12 protein-coding genes are annotated in these 14,503 nt (G+C 48.5%); 1 reads left to right on the top strand and 11 read right to left on the bottom strand.

Features of this window, described 5'->3' with window-relative positions; all coding sequences use genetic code 11:
- Window positions 1-5: 5 nt before the first annotated feature.
- The 11 genes from rlmN to SB724_RS03420 all read right to left on the bottom strand — a co-directional run bounded on the left by rlmN (window position 6) and on the right by SB724_RS03420 (window position 12,419).
- The gene (gene rlmN, locus SB724_RS03470) at window positions 6-1,097 is read right to left on the bottom strand and encodes a dual-specificity RNA methyltransferase RlmN (RefSeq protein WP_003154339.1); all 1,092 of its coding nucleotides are present in this window, start codon (window positions 1,095-1,097) and stop codon (window positions 6-8) included.
- A gap of 3 nt (window positions 1,098-1,100) precedes the next feature.
- A complete protein-coding gene (gene rsmB / locus SB724_RS03465) occupies window positions 1,101-2,444 on the bottom strand; it encodes a 16S rRNA (cytosine(967)-C(5))-methyltransferase RsmB (protein ID WP_349551649.1) in 1,344 nt (447 codons plus the stop codon).
- The gene (fmt, locus tag SB724_RS03460) at window positions 2,431-3,384 is read right to left on the bottom strand and encodes a methionyl-tRNA formyltransferase (RefSeq protein ID WP_410570103.1); all 954 of its coding nucleotides are present in this window, start codon (window positions 3,382-3,384) and stop codon (window positions 2,431-2,433) included. Before fmt ends, rsmB begins: the two co-directional genes overlap by 14 nt.
- 4 nt (window positions 3,385-3,388) lie before the next feature.
- Window positions 3,389-3,871 carry a peptide deformylase gene (def, locus tag SB724_RS03455; protein WP_029325903.1) on the bottom strand — a complete coding sequence of 161 codons (483 nt, stop codon included), beginning with the start codon at window positions 3,869-3,871 and terminating at the stop codon, window positions 3,389-3,391.
- 24 nt (window positions 3,872-3,895) lie between these two features.
- Window positions 3,896-6,307, bottom strand: coding sequence for a primosomal protein N' (priA, locus tag SB724_RS03450; protein ID WP_007611341.1), 2,412 nt, complete (start codon window positions 6,305-6,307; stop codon window positions 3,896-3,898).
- Complete coding sequence (gene coaBC, locus SB724_RS03445; protein WP_410570099.1) at window positions 6,304-7,524, bottom strand: bifunctional phosphopantothenoylcysteine decarboxylase/phosphopantothenate--cysteine ligase CoaBC; 1,221 nt, start codon at window positions 7,522-7,524, stop codon at window positions 6,304-6,306. Before coaBC ends, priA begins: the two co-directional genes overlap by 4 nt.
- A gap of 90 nt (window positions 7,525-7,614) precedes the next feature.
- Window positions 7,615-7,818, bottom strand: coding sequence for a DNA-directed RNA polymerase subunit omega (gene rpoZ, locus SB724_RS03440; protein ID WP_003154346.1), 204 nt, complete (start codon window positions 7,816-7,818; stop codon window positions 7,615-7,617).
- Window positions 7,819-7,821: 3 nt separating this feature from the next.
- A complete protein-coding gene (gmk, locus tag SB724_RS03435; protein WP_003154347.1) occupies window positions 7,822-8,436 on the bottom strand; it encodes a guanylate kinase in 615 nt (204 codons plus the stop codon).
- A gap of 7 nt (window positions 8,437-8,443) precedes the next feature.
- Entirely contained in the window at window positions 8,444-8,713 is a 270-nt protein-coding gene (gene remA / locus SB724_RS03430; protein ID WP_003154355.1) for an extracellular matrix/biofilm regulator RemA, read from the bottom strand.
- A 76-nt stretch (window positions 8,714-8,789) separates the two neighbouring features.
- Window positions 8,790-9,665, bottom strand: coding sequence for a YicC/YloC family endoribonuclease (locus SB724_RS03425; RefSeq protein ID WP_410570097.1), 876 nt, complete (start codon window positions 9,663-9,665; stop codon window positions 8,790-8,792).
- Window positions 9,666-9,746: 81 nt separating this feature from the next.
- Window positions 9,747-12,419 (bottom strand): calcium-translocating P-type ATPase, SERCA-type, encoded by a 2,673-nt coding sequence (locus tag SB724_RS03420; protein WP_410570095.1) that lies wholly within the window; start codon window positions 12,417-12,419, stop codon window positions 9,747-9,749.
- Window positions 12,420-12,538: 119 nt separating this feature from the next.
- On the opposite strand from SB724_RS03420, the gene SB724_RS03415 reads away from it, so the two are divergent.
- On the top strand, window positions 12,539-14,245 hold the full coding sequence (locus SB724_RS03415; RefSeq protein WP_410570093.1) for an Rqc2 family fibronectin-binding protein: 1,707 nt from the start codon (window positions 12,539-12,541) through the stop codon (window positions 14,243-14,245).
- The last annotated feature ends 258 nt before the right edge of the window (window positions 14,246-14,503 follow it).

Below are 14,503 nucleotides of genomic sequence, written 5' to 3'. Positions count from 1 at the left end.
CCTCTTCACCTCGTCTCGTCTTGACGCTCCTTCGCGCGAAGCTGACCGCAGGCCGCGTCAATGTCATGGCCTTGCTCTCTTCTGATCGTGACATTTACACCGCGGGATTTTAACGTTTTTTCAAATGCGAAAATCTGATCTCTCGGTGTGCGGACGTAATCCCGTTCAGGCACATAGTTTACCGGAATTAAATTGACATGGCATTTCACGTCTTTTAACAGTTCTGCAAGCTCTTCTGCATGTTCGACCTGGTCATTTACGCCGCCGAACAGCCCGTATTCAAAGCTGATCCGTCTGCCTGTTTTCTCGATGTAATATTTGACGGCCTCCATAAGGTCAGGAAGCTTATAGGCTTTGTTAATCGGCATCAGACGGCTTCTGATTTCTGTATTCGGAGCATGCAGAGAAATCGCGAAATTGATCTGCATTTTTTGATCCGCGAAATCGTAAATCTTCGGAATGATTCCGCTGGTGGAAACTGTGATATGACGCGCTCCGATGTTCAGCCCTTTATCGTGGTTAATGATTTTTAAGAAAGCGAGCATTTCATTGAAATTATCAAACGGCTCTCCGATTCCCATGATGACGACTGAGCTGACGCGTTCATCCGTTTCATCAAGCGCCTTTTGCACTTTCACGACTTGAGCGACGATTTCTCCCGCTTCAAGATTCCGTTTCAGTCCGCCGAGCGTTGACGCGCAAAATGTGCAGCCGATCCGGCAGCCGACCTGTGTCGTTACACATACAGAATTACCATACTCGTGTCTCATTAAAACCGTTTCGATCGTATAACCGTCATGAAGCTCAAATAAAAATTTCATCGTGCCGTCTTGAGATGTCTGTTTTACAGCCGTTTTCAGCGTTGTCAGCACAAAATTGCTCTCGAGTTTTTCACGCAGGCTTTTTGAGAGGTTTGTCATTTCATCAAATGAAGAAACCCGCTTTTCATAGAGCCATTCAAAAATCTGTGCTGCGCGGAACGGCTTTTCGCCATTCTCGGTCAGCCATTGTTTGATTTCATCTAATTCAAAAGAGTAAATGGACGGCTGCTCAGTCCGCAGCTCTTTCCGTACGCTTGTCTTTTTTAATTGTGTCATTTTTTATCCCTTCTTTCTCATGCTGCTAATAAAGAAACCGTCTGTTCCGAAATAATGCGGAAGAATTTGAAGGCTTCCATCCTGAACAAAGGGTCTCGCCTTTTCAGGCAGCCGCTTTTCAAGAGACAAATCGGGTTCAAACTCAGGGTGTTCTTGTATAAACGCATGCATAACTTCTTCATTTTCTGTCCGGTCCATTGTACACGTACTGTATACGAGTGTGCCACCTTTTTTTACTAATGGGGCGATTTCCCTTAAAATGCCGAGCTGGATTTCTGACAGCCGCCTGCTGTCCTCCGGCGTCTTCGTATATTTCATATCGGGTTTTCTTCTGATGACGCCAAAACCTGAGCAAGGGGCATCAACGAGAATACGGTCAAACCGTTCTGCGCCAAAGGCCTCTCCCGCTTTTCGCGCATCCATCGTTTGTGCGTCGATGATCGTAAGTCCGAGCCGTTCTGCGCCCTCTTTAATCAGCTTCACTTTATGGCGGTGAAGATCAAGCGATGTGAGGCTCCCCTCGTTCTCCATCAGTTCCGCAATGTGAGCCGACTTTCCGCCCGGTGCGGCGCATGCGTCTAAAACGGTTTCGCCCGGCTTCGGGTCCAGCGCCCGCGCGACAAGCATTGAGCTTTCATCCTGTATGGATACCCGGCCGTTTTGGAAAAATGCCGTGTTCGCGATGCTTCCTTTTAAAAGCTTAATCGCATCAGGAGAAAGGTCTCCGGCTTCCGCTTCCAGACCGGCTTTCTCCATCTCATTCAGCACCGTTTCCCTGTCGCTCTTTATGTGATTGACACGGAGCGTCTGCTTCGGCGGAATGAGATGAATCCGGCAGATCTTTTCAGCTGCCTCAAAGCCGTACGCCTCGACCCACTCTTTTACGAGCCATTCGGGATGGCTTGTCTCTGTGGAAAGACGGAGAACCGGGTCTTCAATTTCAGCGAATGACGGCGCCCCTTCACGCTGCAGGGAGCGGAGGATGCCGTTGACAAAGGACGCAATGCCCTTATGCCCGCGTTTTTTGGCGATCTCAACCGCTTCATGAATGGCGGCGCGATCCGGTATTTTTTCTAAATACTCCATTTGATACGCGGACAGACGAAGCAGCTGAATCACCCACGGCTTCACCTTATTCGGCTTGCGGATAAAAGGCTTCAGCATATAGTCTAAGGCGATTTTATTTTGCAGCGTTCCGTAGACAAGCTCTGTCAGGAGTCCTCTGTCCTGATCGCTGAGCGTGTTCGTTTTGATAACCGATGTAAGAAGCAGGTTGCTGTATGCCTGATTTTGCTCAAGCTTCTCAAGCGCTTCAAGAGCGAGCTCCCGGACATTAATTTTCTTCATTTGCTTCTCCTAACACGTCACCGGGCTGCACATTTTTGCCCCTTACAAAATCTTCGCCCTTCATCCGTTTTTTTCCCGCCGGCTGCAGCTCTGTGATTAAAAGGGCGGTGCTGTTTCCTGCTGCGACGACAATGCCGTTGTGCTCCGTGCGGATGACTGTTCCGGGCGTAGCTTCAGTTTTTGCCGCAACTTTTTCAGAAGCCCATACTTTAATATTTTGACCGTTCAAAGTTGTATAGGCGACAGGCCAAGGGTTTAAACCTCTGATCTGGTTGTAAATCTCTTCTCCGGGCTTTGCCCAATCAATCCGCTCCTGCTCACGCTTAATGTTAGGCGCGTAAGTCGCTTTTGATTCGTCCTGTTTGATCGGTTTTATATTTCCGGAAATGACGTTCGGAACGGTCTCTGACAAAAGCTTTGCCCCCGCTATGCTTAATTTGTCGTGTAGCGTGCCGACGTTATCCGTTTCATCAATTTCCACTTCGATTTTAGAAATCATATCGCCCGCATCAAGTTTTTCAACCATATACATGATCGTTACGCCCGTTTTCTTCTTTCCTTGGAGAATCGAATAATGTATCGGCGCTCCGCCTCTTAATTCAGGCAATAGTGACGCGTGTACGTTGATACAGCCGTATTTCGGGCCGTCCAGCAGCTGCTTGGGCAGGATCTGTCCGAATGCCGCCGTAACAATCAGGTCCGGCTTCAGGCTGAGCACTTTTTCTATTTCTTCTTCGAGCCTTACTTTTTCGGGCTGAAGCACGGGAATGCCGTAACGTTCAGCTTCAGCCTTTACAGGAGGGGGCGTCATGATTTTTTTTCTGCCTTTCGGGCGGTCAGGCTGCGTAACGACGCCAACTACTTCATACCCGTCTTCAATAAGCGTGCGCAGGACGGGAACTGAAAAGTCGGGCGTTCCCATAAAAACGATCCTTGTCATCCAATCATCCTTCCATTTCTGCCAGTTCTTCTTCAGTGTAGTAAGCCGTAATTTTTGATGTGAATAAAATGCCGTCTAAATGATCCATTTCATGCTGAACGGCTCTGGCCAAAAAACCCTCCGCTTCTAAAATAAACGGTTTTCCTTTACGGTCGTGGGCTTTTACCTTTACGTAATCCGGGCGGGTGACATCGCCGTAAACCCCGGGAAAGCTTAAGCAGCCCTCGACTCCGGTCTGTTCACCGCTCTTTTCAAGAATAACCGGATTTACAAGGTCGATCCGGCCGCTTTCTTCACCGATGTCCACGACGGCCGCTCTTTTTAAAATGCCGATTTGCGGCGCGGCGAGGCCGACGCCATCCATTTCAAGCATCGTATCGTACATATCGTCAAGCAGTTTTTTTAATTTTTTATCAAACACTGTCACTTCATCGGCAGGTGTTTCCAGGACCTCCGCCGGGTGTGTGACGATTTTTTTCACAGCCAAAATTTTGCCCTCCAAAAACTAATGTTACATCAGCATGTACGGATTCATATCGATTGAAATCATTACATGCTTTTGCGCAATGTCGCGTTTATAGTGCTCCAGTATCTTTTTCAACTGAATCTGCAACTCGTTTTCCTGTCTGTATTTTATCACGCATTGATAGCGATATCTATCTTTGATCCTGGCGATCGGGGAAGCCGCCGGCCCGAGAATTTTCGTATCAGGCCCGCATCCCGCTCTTAAATAGTTTGTAATCTTTTCTGCGGTGACCGCGGCTTTTGGCGCTTCTTCATGAGAAACAGTCACCAGCGCCACGTAATAATAAGGCGGGTATGACTGGGCCCGTCTGTGCGCCATTTCCTGCTGAAAAAAAGTTTCATAGTCGTGCGTTTTCGTCAGCTGAATGCTGTAATGAGACGGTGTATACGTTTGAATGACCACCGTTCCCGGCTTTTCATGCCGCCCGGCCCGTCCGCTTACCTGCGTCAGCAGCTGGAATGTCTTCTCCGCGGCCCTGAAATCAGGGATGTGAAGCGTCGTATCTGCGCTTAATACTCCGACGAGCGTCACGTTCGGAAAATCAAGCCCTTTTGCGATCATTTGCGTACCGAGCAGGATATCCGCCTTCCCTTCACCGAACGCTGACAACAGTTTTTCATGGGCGCCTTTTCTTGAAGTGGTGTCCACATCCATCCTGATCACGCGCGCCTGAGGCAGCACTTTGGTAAGCTCCTCCTCCACACGCTGCGTTCCCGTGCCGAAAAAGCGGATATGTTCGCTGCCGCATTCCGGGCATGTTCCCGGTACAGGTTCCTCATGGCCGCAGTAATGGCATTTCAGCCTTTGTCCGTAGCGGTGATAAGTCATTGAAATGTCGCAATGCGGACATTGCGGCACATAACCGCAGTCCCGGCACATCACAAACGAGGAATACCCCCGTTTATTCAGAAAAAGGACGGCCTGCTCTTTTTTTGCAAGCTTCTCTTCCAGCTGTTCCATCAGCTCTCTTGAAAACATTGATCTGTTGCCGTTTCTCAGTTCTTCTCTCATATCAACAAGAGAAACGTCAGGCATGAGCTGGCGATTTACGCGATGTTTTAACGGAAGCAGCTCATAAACGCCTTTTTTCGCCCGCGCAAATGATTCCAATGTCGGCGTGGCGCTCCCGAGGACGACTGGACAGCTGTGATGCTCGGCCCGGCGGATGGCTACGTCCTTTGCATGATACCGCGGCATTTCCTCCTGCTTATAGGAAGATTCGTGCTCTTCATCAATAATGATCATGCCGAGATTTTCAAACGGGGCAAAGATGGCCGATCTGGCTCCGACGACAAGCCGGACTTCCTTGCGCTGAATCTTCCGCCATTCATCGTATTTTTCACCTGTGGATAATCCGCTATGCATAACCGCAACCTGTGAGCCGAAGCGGCCTTTAAAACGGTTGACCATTTGCGGTGTCAACGAGATTTCCGGAACGAGCACGATGGCTTCTTGTCCTTTTGCCAGCACTTTTTCAATGGATTGCAGGTAAATTTCCGTCTTGCCGCTTCCCGTGACGCCGTGAAGCAGAAAGACGTGATGGACATGGTCGGCTACAGCTTGTTTAATCGGCTCAAAAGCGGCCCGCTGCTCTTCTGTAAGAGAGAGCGGCTCTGTTTTTTTGAACATTCTGTCCTGATAAGGATCGCGGTAAACCTCCTCAAAGCTTTCCGTAAGAAGCCCCTTTTTAAGAAGCGTTTTCAGCGTCGCTGAACTGGAATCGGTCTTTTTGCAAAGTTCGGCCGCGGAAATCTTTGCTCCCCCGCCGATAAAATAAGTAAGCACGGCGAGCTGTTTAGAAGCCTGCTTTGTCAATGAATCTGCGTGCCGGGCGAGTTCTTCTTTGTCTGCCCCCGCTTCGATCATGCGGATCATTTTTTTATTCGTTTTTTGGGCGACTTTATATGTGACATCAATGCTTCCTTTGCGCACGAATTTTTGAAGTGACGAAAGAATGCTTTCATCGGTAATATCCGAGTACAGAAGACTTTTTTGATTCCTGAAAAGCTGTTTGATGTCCGGTGTCAGCGCTTCTTCGTCAACGACTTTCAGCTCTTTCTCGTACTTCGCCTTCAGTGCGGCGGGCAGCATTGCCTGAAGCGCCGTGATTTTAAACGACAGCGTTTTGTCAGAAAGCCATGAAGACAGCTGCATCAGTTCCTCAGTCAGAACGGGCGTCAAATCAAGAAGCTTCTCGACTTCCTTCATTGAGCCGCCGTTTAATTCAGACGAATCTTTCAAACCGGTCACAAATCCTTGAAGCTTGCGCGGGCCAAACGGGACAATCACCCGCATGCCGACTTCGATCATCCCTTTTAAATGATCGGGAATTTTGTAATCAAAGGGTCTGTCAATGTTTTTGGAGCTTACATCGACAATGACTTCTGCTACATTCATACGGGTTTTCGGTCCTCGGTTTTCAAAGCGGTCATTTCCTTCAGCATTTCAAAGGAAACGTCAAGTTTAGACATAAGCGCAAGCTCCCGTTTTCTTCCGTCCCGGAAATAGAAGGTGACGACATTCGTATCCGTGCCAAATCCGGCCCCTTCTGCTTTCACATCATTCGCAACGATCATATCAAGGTTTTTCTGTTCGAGTTTTCTGCGCGCATAGCGTTCGACGTCTTGCGTTTCAGCCGCAAATCCGACCAGCAGCTGGTGTGTTTTCCGTTCGCCGAGTTCTTTCAGTATGTCTGCCGTACGGTTGAATTCGATCACGAGCGAACCGTCTTTCTTCTTCATTTTGTGATCAGAAACAGCCGCCGGCGTAAAATCGGCCACGGCCGCCGTCTTAATCACCATGTCGCATGAATCAAACACAGAAAGCACGGCTTCTCTCATATCGGCTGCCGATTGCACAGGAAGAAACTGATACAGCCCGACTGGCGGCTCTATTGACACCGGGCCGGAAATCAGCGTCACCCGCGCCCCGAGACGGACGGCGGCTTCAGCAGCGGCGTAGCCCATTTTGCCGGTGGATTTATTTGTGAAGAAGCGGACAGGGTCCACGGCTTCGCGCGTCGGACCGGACGTAATGACAATATGTTTTCCTTTCAGCGGCGCATCGTCTTCAGGCTCCTTAAAATGCTCTCTGACACGCTCAACAATAAGCTCCGGCTCCTCCAGCCTTCCTTTGCCGACATATCCGCATGCCAAATAGCCTTCACTCGGTTCGATAAAGCGGACCCCGTCCTGATAAAGCACAGAGATGTTCCGTTTCACCGCCGGATGATCATACATATGGACATTCATCGCAGGCGCCACCCAGACCGGGGCCTCAGCCGCCAGCACCGTCGTTGTGAGCATATCGTCAGCAATTCCGTTGGCAAGCTTGCCGATGATATTTGCCGTAGCGGGCGCGACAATAATTAAATCCGCCCAGTCAGCGGCATCAATATGAGAAATCACCTTCGGATTTTGTTCATTAAATGTATCTGTATACACTTCATTCCGGCTCAGCGCCTGAAATGTCAGCGGAGAAACAAACTCACGCGCAGACTCAGTCATAATTACTTTGACGTTTGCGCCGGCCTGAACCAGCTTGCTCGTGAGTGCGGAAGCTTTATAAACGGCAATTCCTCCGCTTACGCATAGCAAAATGTTTCGGTTTTTCATGAAGTCTTCTCCCCTTTATGAAAGCATTGGACAAATCCCAAACGGAAAAAAATAACAACCTATGTAGAGATAGGTTGCTACGTGTGCTTGTTATTCGCTGTCTTCTCTTTCAAACGAAAGCAGGCCCGCGTCAATTTCTTCTAAAGCTTTGCCTACATATTTGTGAGAAATGGTATGTTCAATCTGCTGGTCTTTTTTGATCTGCATTTCACGCGCGCGTCTTGCAGACACGGTCACCAGCGTATATTTAGAATCTAATTTATTCATTAAAGAGTCAATTGACGGATCTAACATAAGTTATTCTACCTCCAGCATTTTCTTATATCTCGGAGCGACGCGTTCACGTTTTAAGTGCTCGGCGAGAACGATTGCGTTAATCTTATCACAAGCCGTTTGGATATCGTCGTTTTCAACGACATAATCATACGCGTCCATCATTTCGATTTCAGCTTTTGCGGCATTCATTCTGTTTTCGATTAAATCGTCGGTTTCAGTCCCTCTTGTTACGATTCTGTTTTTCAGCTCAGAAAGACTCGGCGGCGCTAAGAAGATAAACAGGCCTTCCGGAAATGCATTCCGCACTTGGAGCGCGCCCTGCACTTCAATCTCTAAGAAGACGTCTTTTCCTTCTTGAAGCGTCTGTTCGACATAATCAACGGGCGTTCCGTAATAGTTGCCGACATATTCCGCCCACTCAAGCAGTTTGTTGTTTTCAATCATGCGTTCGAATTCATCTCTAGATTTAAAGAAATAATCGACGCCGTCGACCTCGCCCTCTCTCGGGTTTCTCGTCGTGACTGAAATTGAGTATTCAAATTTCGTGTCCTGTTGTGAAAATATTGCTTGCCGAACCGTTCCTTTTCCAACTCCGGAGGGACCTGAGAGAACGATTAATAACCCTCTTTCTTTCATGCGGCAATTACCCCTGCCCTTCATCCATAATTTCTTCTTTCACAGAAAGTCTGTGTGCAACTGTCTCAGGCTGGACGGCAGATAAGATAATGTGATCACTATCCATGACGACAACTGCACGGGTTCTTCGTCCGTATGTAGCGTCTATTAGCATTCCGCGGTCTCTTGCATCCTGGATCATTCGCTTTATTGGCGCAGACTCCGGGCTGACAATCGAAATCATCCGATTGGCGGAGATGATATTGCCAAATCCGATATTAATCAGTTTAATCGTCATCTTCTACGTTCCCCCTGTAAAATAGACGTCTCTAGTGTAACCTGAAGAGACCGTCTGTAAACAATACGCACAGTCGCTATTCTATATTTTGCACTTGTTCCTTCAATTTTTCAATAGAACTTTTCATTTCAACGACAAGCTTTGTGATTTGATGATCATTGGCTTTTGAGCCGATCGTGTTCGCTTCCCGGTTAAGCTCCTGAACAAGGAAATCAAGTTTGCGGCCGACTGCCCCGCCTTCTTTTAATATATCACGGAATTGAACAAAATGGCTCTTCAATCTGGTAATTTCTTCCGTGATATCAGAACGGTCGGCGAAAATGGCGCATTCCGTGATCAGCCTGCTTTCGTCGAGCGCGTCCTCCGTCCATTCCTTCATTCGGGCGTAAAGACGCTCGCGGTATTGAATAACAACGGCCGAAGCGCGCTCTTTCACCTGTTCGGACAGCGTCTCAAGCCGCTCAATGTGCAGAAAGCAGTCTGCCGCCAAAAGCCGTCCTTCTTTTTCCCTCATGTCACAAAGTTCCTTTACAGCCAGCTCAGCGGCTTCCCTGATGACTTCTTCAAGCTTGTCATCACGCATCTGTTCTTCGTGTATCTGCGCAATATGTTCAAATTTAAAGAAATCCATTGCATCGGGTTCTGCGGCCAGGCTGTAGCGCTCTTTCATGACGCGTGCGGCGCTCACATATTCATCAAGGAGCTCCCAATCGATGTTCAGGCTTCTTTTTATGAGCGCGTCACTGTTTACAGTGAGAAACAGCTCTACTCTTCCGCGCTGTATATGCTGCAATATCGTTTGTTTCAGCTTATCCTCTACATATAGCAAAGGCCGTGGCAGGCGGGCGTTCACTTCTTTGAACCGGTAATTGACGGATTTCAATTCAACGGTTGCCGAGAGATCGCCTTTTGTGCTGCTTGCGTTGCCGAAGCCTGTCATACTCCGTATCATATGAAACACCCAATTCTTTCCCGTTATCAAAATAAAAGGGCAATAGACATGCTATTACCCCTAAGATTATATCATATGGAATTATTTTTTTCTTGTCAAAAGTGAACCCGCCAGCAAAAAAGTAGGTATGCCCGACATACCGATAATCAGCATCCAATCGCCCGGCGTAATCGGCACTGTTTTGAAAATCGGCTGCAGCGGCGGATAATAGATGACGATCACCATCAGGAAGATAGAAGAAATGATGGCGCCGAGCAGATAGATATTTTCAAACGGATTCCGGGAGAAAACAGACGTTTCGCTCCGGCAGTCAAACACGTGTATAAGCTGAGCCAGGACAAGAGTCGCGAATGCAACGGTCTGTGCGTAGGGCAGATTTTCAGGATTGCGGTGATAGACGATGATAAACGCTAAAATGGTTGCAGCTCCGATTAAAAACCCTCTTGATACGACTTTCCAGCCGAGTTTTCTCGCAAACACTCCTTCTTTCGGATGCCGCGGCTTCCGCCTCATCAGATCTCCTTCCGGCTGATCCATACCGAGGGCCATCGCCGGCAGCCCGTCAGTGACTAAGTTCACCCACAATATCTGAATCGGAACGAGCGGCAGCGGCAGAGCGAGAAGCATCGCAAACAGCATCACTAAAATTTCACCGACGTTGGAGGCGAGCAAATACCGGACGAATTTTCTTATATTTTCATAGATATTCCGTCCCTCTTTTATGGCTGATTTAATCGTAGCAAAGTTATCATCTACCAGAATGAGAGAAGAGGCTTCCTTTGCCACATCCGTTCCCGTCACGCCCATGGCAACACCGATATCTGCCTGCTTTATGGCCGGCGCGTCATTAACCCCGTCTCCCGTCATGGCGACGACGTGTCCGTTTTCCTGGAACGCTTTGACGATTTTCAATTTATGTTCAGGCGACACGCGTGCGAAGACGTAGACATCATCGACCGTTTCGATAAGTTCTTTCTCCGTAAGCTCATTCAGCGTCTTGCCGTCCATCACACGCCCCTTTTTCGGAAGAAGACGCAAATCTTTCGCAATGGCCTTTGCCGTTTCAACGTGATCCCCTGTGATCATAACCGTTTTAATGCCGGCTTCACGGCATTCTTTAATCGCCTGTCTGACCTCCGGACGGGGCGGATCAATTATGCCTGACAAGCCGAGCATCGTCAGATTTTTTTCCGCCTGCTCCATTGTCGGCTTTTCTCCGGGCTTAAGCGGTTTATAAGCAATCGCGATCGTACGCAAAGCTTGCGACGCCAGCTCTTTCAGAACCGCTTCCGTTTCTGCTTTCTTTTCTCCTGAAAATGGCGCGCTTCTTGCGTCGTACATCAGATGTGACGAGCGGTCAATCAGCACATCGGGCGCTCCTTTAGTGATGACGAACTGCTTTTTTTCCTTATCCTCTACAATGACGGTCATCATTTTGCGGACGGAGTCAAACGGAAACTCGGCAACCACGCGGTATTGCGCGCTGAGCCAATCGTTTGAATAGCCGCCCTTTCTTGCAGCCGTCAGCAGCGCTCCTTCTGTCGGATCGCCGTCGAGTACATAATGGCCGTCTTTCAGTGCGATTTCGGATGTGTTGCACAACGCGCCGAAAACCAGCATCTGTTCAAGAATCTTTTCATCTTTCGGCTTGATTTCCCGCTCATCTCGGGTGAAAACGCCCTCCGGCTCATAGCCGATGCCTGACACTTTAAATGTTTTTCCCCCTGACCACATATGGGTGACGGTCATTTTGTTTTGTGTCAGCGTGCCGGTTTTATCAGAACAAATGACAGAGGCGCAGCCCAATGTTTCAACCGCCGGGAGCTTTCTGACAATTGATTTTTGTTTGATCATGCGCTGGACGCCGATTGATAATGCCACCGTAACAATGGCGGGAAGCCCTTCCGGAATCGCGGCGACGGCCAATGACACCCCGGCCAAAAACATGCTGTAAAGCTCATGTCCCTGTAAGACGCCGACTGCAACGACCAATACCGTTAAAAGGAGCGCGACGATAATTAAAATTTTGCCGAGCTCTTCAAGTCTTCGCTGCAGCGGTGTTGAAAGGCTGCCGGCGGATTCCAGCATATCGGCGATTTTCCCCATTGCCGTATTCATTCCTGTACCGACGACGACGCCGACACCGCTGCCGCGCGTTACGATCGTACCCATAAACGCCATATTGCTGATGTCGCCTAACGAAACATCCGGCTTTCTCAGTTTATCAGCTTGTTTAACCACCGGAATTGATTCCCCGGTCAGCGCCGATTCCTCAATTTCAAGGCTTTTCGCTTCAACGATCCGCACATCCGCACCAATCCGGTCGCCGCTTGAAAATTTCATAATATCGCCGGGAACGAGCTCCTTGGACTGAATTTTCTTCCAGCTCCCGTCCCGCAACGCTGACACATACGGCGTTGACAGCTCTTTTAATGCATGTAAAGACTTTTCCGCACGCCGCTCTTGAAAAAAACCGAGAACCCCATTGACAAACACAATCGCCATAATCGCTACGGCATCTACATATTCGCCTAAAAACCCGGATATTAAGGTTGCTGCCAGCAGCACGAGCACCATAAAATCTTTAAATTGGGCGAAAAACACGGCGATCGCCGGTGTCCTCTTGCCCTCCTGAAGCTCGTTCGGTCCGTGCTTTTCAAGGCGTTTTTTCACCTCTTTTTCGGTCAACCCCTGTTTAATGGACGTATTTGTTGCTTTCAGCAAATCGGTTTGTCCCATTTCATGAAACTTCATTCTTCTCGTCCACTCCCCTGCCTCGCTTTAGAGATGTCACTCTGTAAACAAGCTTATTCTGACTCGTCCCTTTTCATGCTATAATTATCGAATGCAGGAAGAAGGAAAGGGTGTTTTATATGTCTTTTGATGGCATGTTTACATACGGAATGACACATGAATTAAACAGCCGGATCACCGGAGGCCGGATTACGAGAGTCCATCAGCCTTTTAAGCACGATGTGATATTCCATATCCGCGCTAACGGAAAAAACCATAAATTATTATTATCGGCGCATCCGAGCTATTCACGGATGCACATGACAAACCAGGCCTATGAAAATCCGAGCGAGCCGCCGATGTTTTGTACGCTGCTCAGAAAGCATATAGAAGGCGGATTTATTGAAAAAATAGAACAGGCCGGATTAGACCGGATTATGATATTCCGCATAAAAAGCAGAAATGAAATCGGCGACGAAACCGTCAGAACGCTGTATGTTGAAATTATGGGGCGGCACAGCAATATTATTCTGACTGACGGAGAAGGAGCCATCATCGACGGACTGAAGCATTTATCTCCGTCGATGAACAGCTACCGGACCGTTCTGCCGGGCTATGATTACAAGCTTCCCCCCGCTCAGGAAAAAATTTCGCCGCTGGCCGCGGATGAAGAAGACATTTTGCGTTATCTCAGTTTCCAGGAAGGACGGCTTGACCAGCAAATCGTCAGACATTTCTCCGGTGTTTCTCCGCTGTTTGCAAAAGAAGCCGTGCACAGAGCGGGTCTCGCTAACAAAATAACGCTGCCGAAGACGCTGATTGAAATGTTCCATGCTGTGAAAGATTGCAGGTTTACACCGAACATTACAACAGCCGGCGGAAAGGAATACTTTTATCTCCTGTCTCTCACACATGTAAACGGAGAGGAGCGCACCTTTCACTCACTGAGTGAGCTGTTGGACCGGTTTTATTTCGGCAAGGCGGAACGCGACCGCGTCAAACAGCAGGCTCAGGATCTCGAGCGGTTTGTCGCAAATGAACGGAAAAAGAACGCCAATAAGATAAAAAAGCTGGGAAAGACGCTCGACTACTCAGAGAATGCGAAGGAATTCCAGCTATACGGCGAACTGCTGACGGCAAATTTGTATATGCTGAAAAAAGGTGACAAAGAAGCGGAAGTCATCAATTATTATGATGAAGAAAGTAAGACAGTGACCATCCCTTTAAATCCGAACAAAACACCGTCAGAAAACGCGCAGATGTATTTTACAAAGTATCAAAAGGCGAAGAATTCCGTCGAGGTGGTAAAAGAACAGATCCGTCTGGCCGAGGAGGAAATCGCTTATTTCGATCAGCTGATCCAGCAGCTCTCCTCCGCCTCCACAAAGGATATTCACGAAATAAGGGAAGAGCTTGTCGAAGGCAAATATCTGCGACCGAAACAGCAGCGAGGACAGAAAAAACAGAAGCAGCACGTTCCTGTTTTGGAGCAATATGAATCTTCACGGGGATTGACGATTCTTGTCGGCAAAAACAATAAACAAAATGAGTACTTAACGACAAAAGCTGCCGCAAGGGATGATTTATGGTTCCACACGAAAGACATTCCGGGTTCCCACGTTGTGATTAAAAGCAGCGATCCGGATGAACAATCCATACTGGAGGCGGCTGCGATCGCCGCTTATTTTTCCAAAGCGAAAGATTCCGGCTCCGTTCCGGTTGATTATACAAAAATCAGACACGTGAAAAAGCCAAACGGCGCAAAGCCCGGATTTGTCACCTATGACAGCCAGCACACCGTATTTGTCACACCTGATGCCGACCTTGTCATACGGCTGAAAAAATAAACGCACCTCCAAGCTGAAATCCACACTCAGCTTGGAGGTGTTTTTTATTACGTATAAACGGAGACGAAACTCTACCAGCCGTCAGAACCGATCTTTACAATATCTGATCAGTTCCCGTCATGTCTGCCTGATCCGCCGGGGCCGTCTCTGATTAAAGCGGTCACACCTTGATTTGGCGGCGGATACTGTCAACTTCCCTCGCCGCACCTGAGCACATCCGGGCGGGTCTCTGATCTTTCCTTGAATGCGGGCGGAATC

The organism is Bacillus sp. SIMBA_031 (genome assembly GCF_046535225.1).
In the GTDB taxonomy this organism is placed as follows: domain Bacteria; phylum Bacillota; class Bacilli; order Bacillales; family Bacillaceae; genus Bacillus; species Bacillus velezensis.
The sequence above is the reverse complement of the archived record's forward strand: the minus strand, read 5'-3'. Positions and strand labels throughout refer to the sequence as shown.

Coding starts and splice junctions, on each gene's coding strand:
- rsmB (WP_349551649.1), bottom strand. CDS start 2,444: ATGAAGAAAATTAATGTCCGGGAGCTCGCTCTTGAAGCGCTTGAGAAG.
- SB724_RS03425 (WP_410570097.1), bottom strand. CDS start 9,665: ATGATACGGAGTATGACAGGCTTCGGCAACGCAAGCAGCACAAAAGGC.
- rlmN (WP_003154339.1), bottom strand. CDS start 1,097: ATGACACAATTAAAAAAGACAAGCGTACGGAAAGAGCTGCGGACTGAG.
- remA (WP_003154355.1), bottom strand. CDS start 8,713: ATGACGATTAAACTGATTAATATCGGATTTGGCAATATCATCTCCGCC.
- SB724_RS03415 (WP_410570093.1), top strand. CDS start 12,539: ATGTCTTTTGATGGCATGTTTACATACGGAATGACACATGAATTAAAC.
- priA (WP_007611341.1), bottom strand. CDS start 6,307: ATGAATGTAGCAGAAGTCATTGTCGATGTAAGCTCCAAAAACATTGAC.
- rpoZ (WP_003154346.1), bottom strand. CDS start 7,818: ATGTTAGATCCGTCAATTGACTCTTTAATGAATAAATTAGATTCTAAA.
- gmk (WP_003154347.1), bottom strand. CDS start 8,436: ATGAAAGAAAGAGGGTTATTAATCGTTCTCTCAGGTCCCTCCGGAGTT.
- SB724_RS03420 (WP_410570095.1), bottom strand. CDS start 12,419: ATGAAGTTTCATGAAATGGGACAAACCGATTTGCTGAAAGCAACAAAT.
- fmt (WP_410570103.1), bottom strand. CDS start 3,384: ATGACAAGGATCGTTTTTATGGGAACGCCCGACTTTTCAGTTCCCGTC.
- coaBC (WP_410570099.1), bottom strand. CDS start 7,524: ATGAAAAACCGAAACATTTTGCTATGCGTAAGCGGAGGAATTGCCGTT.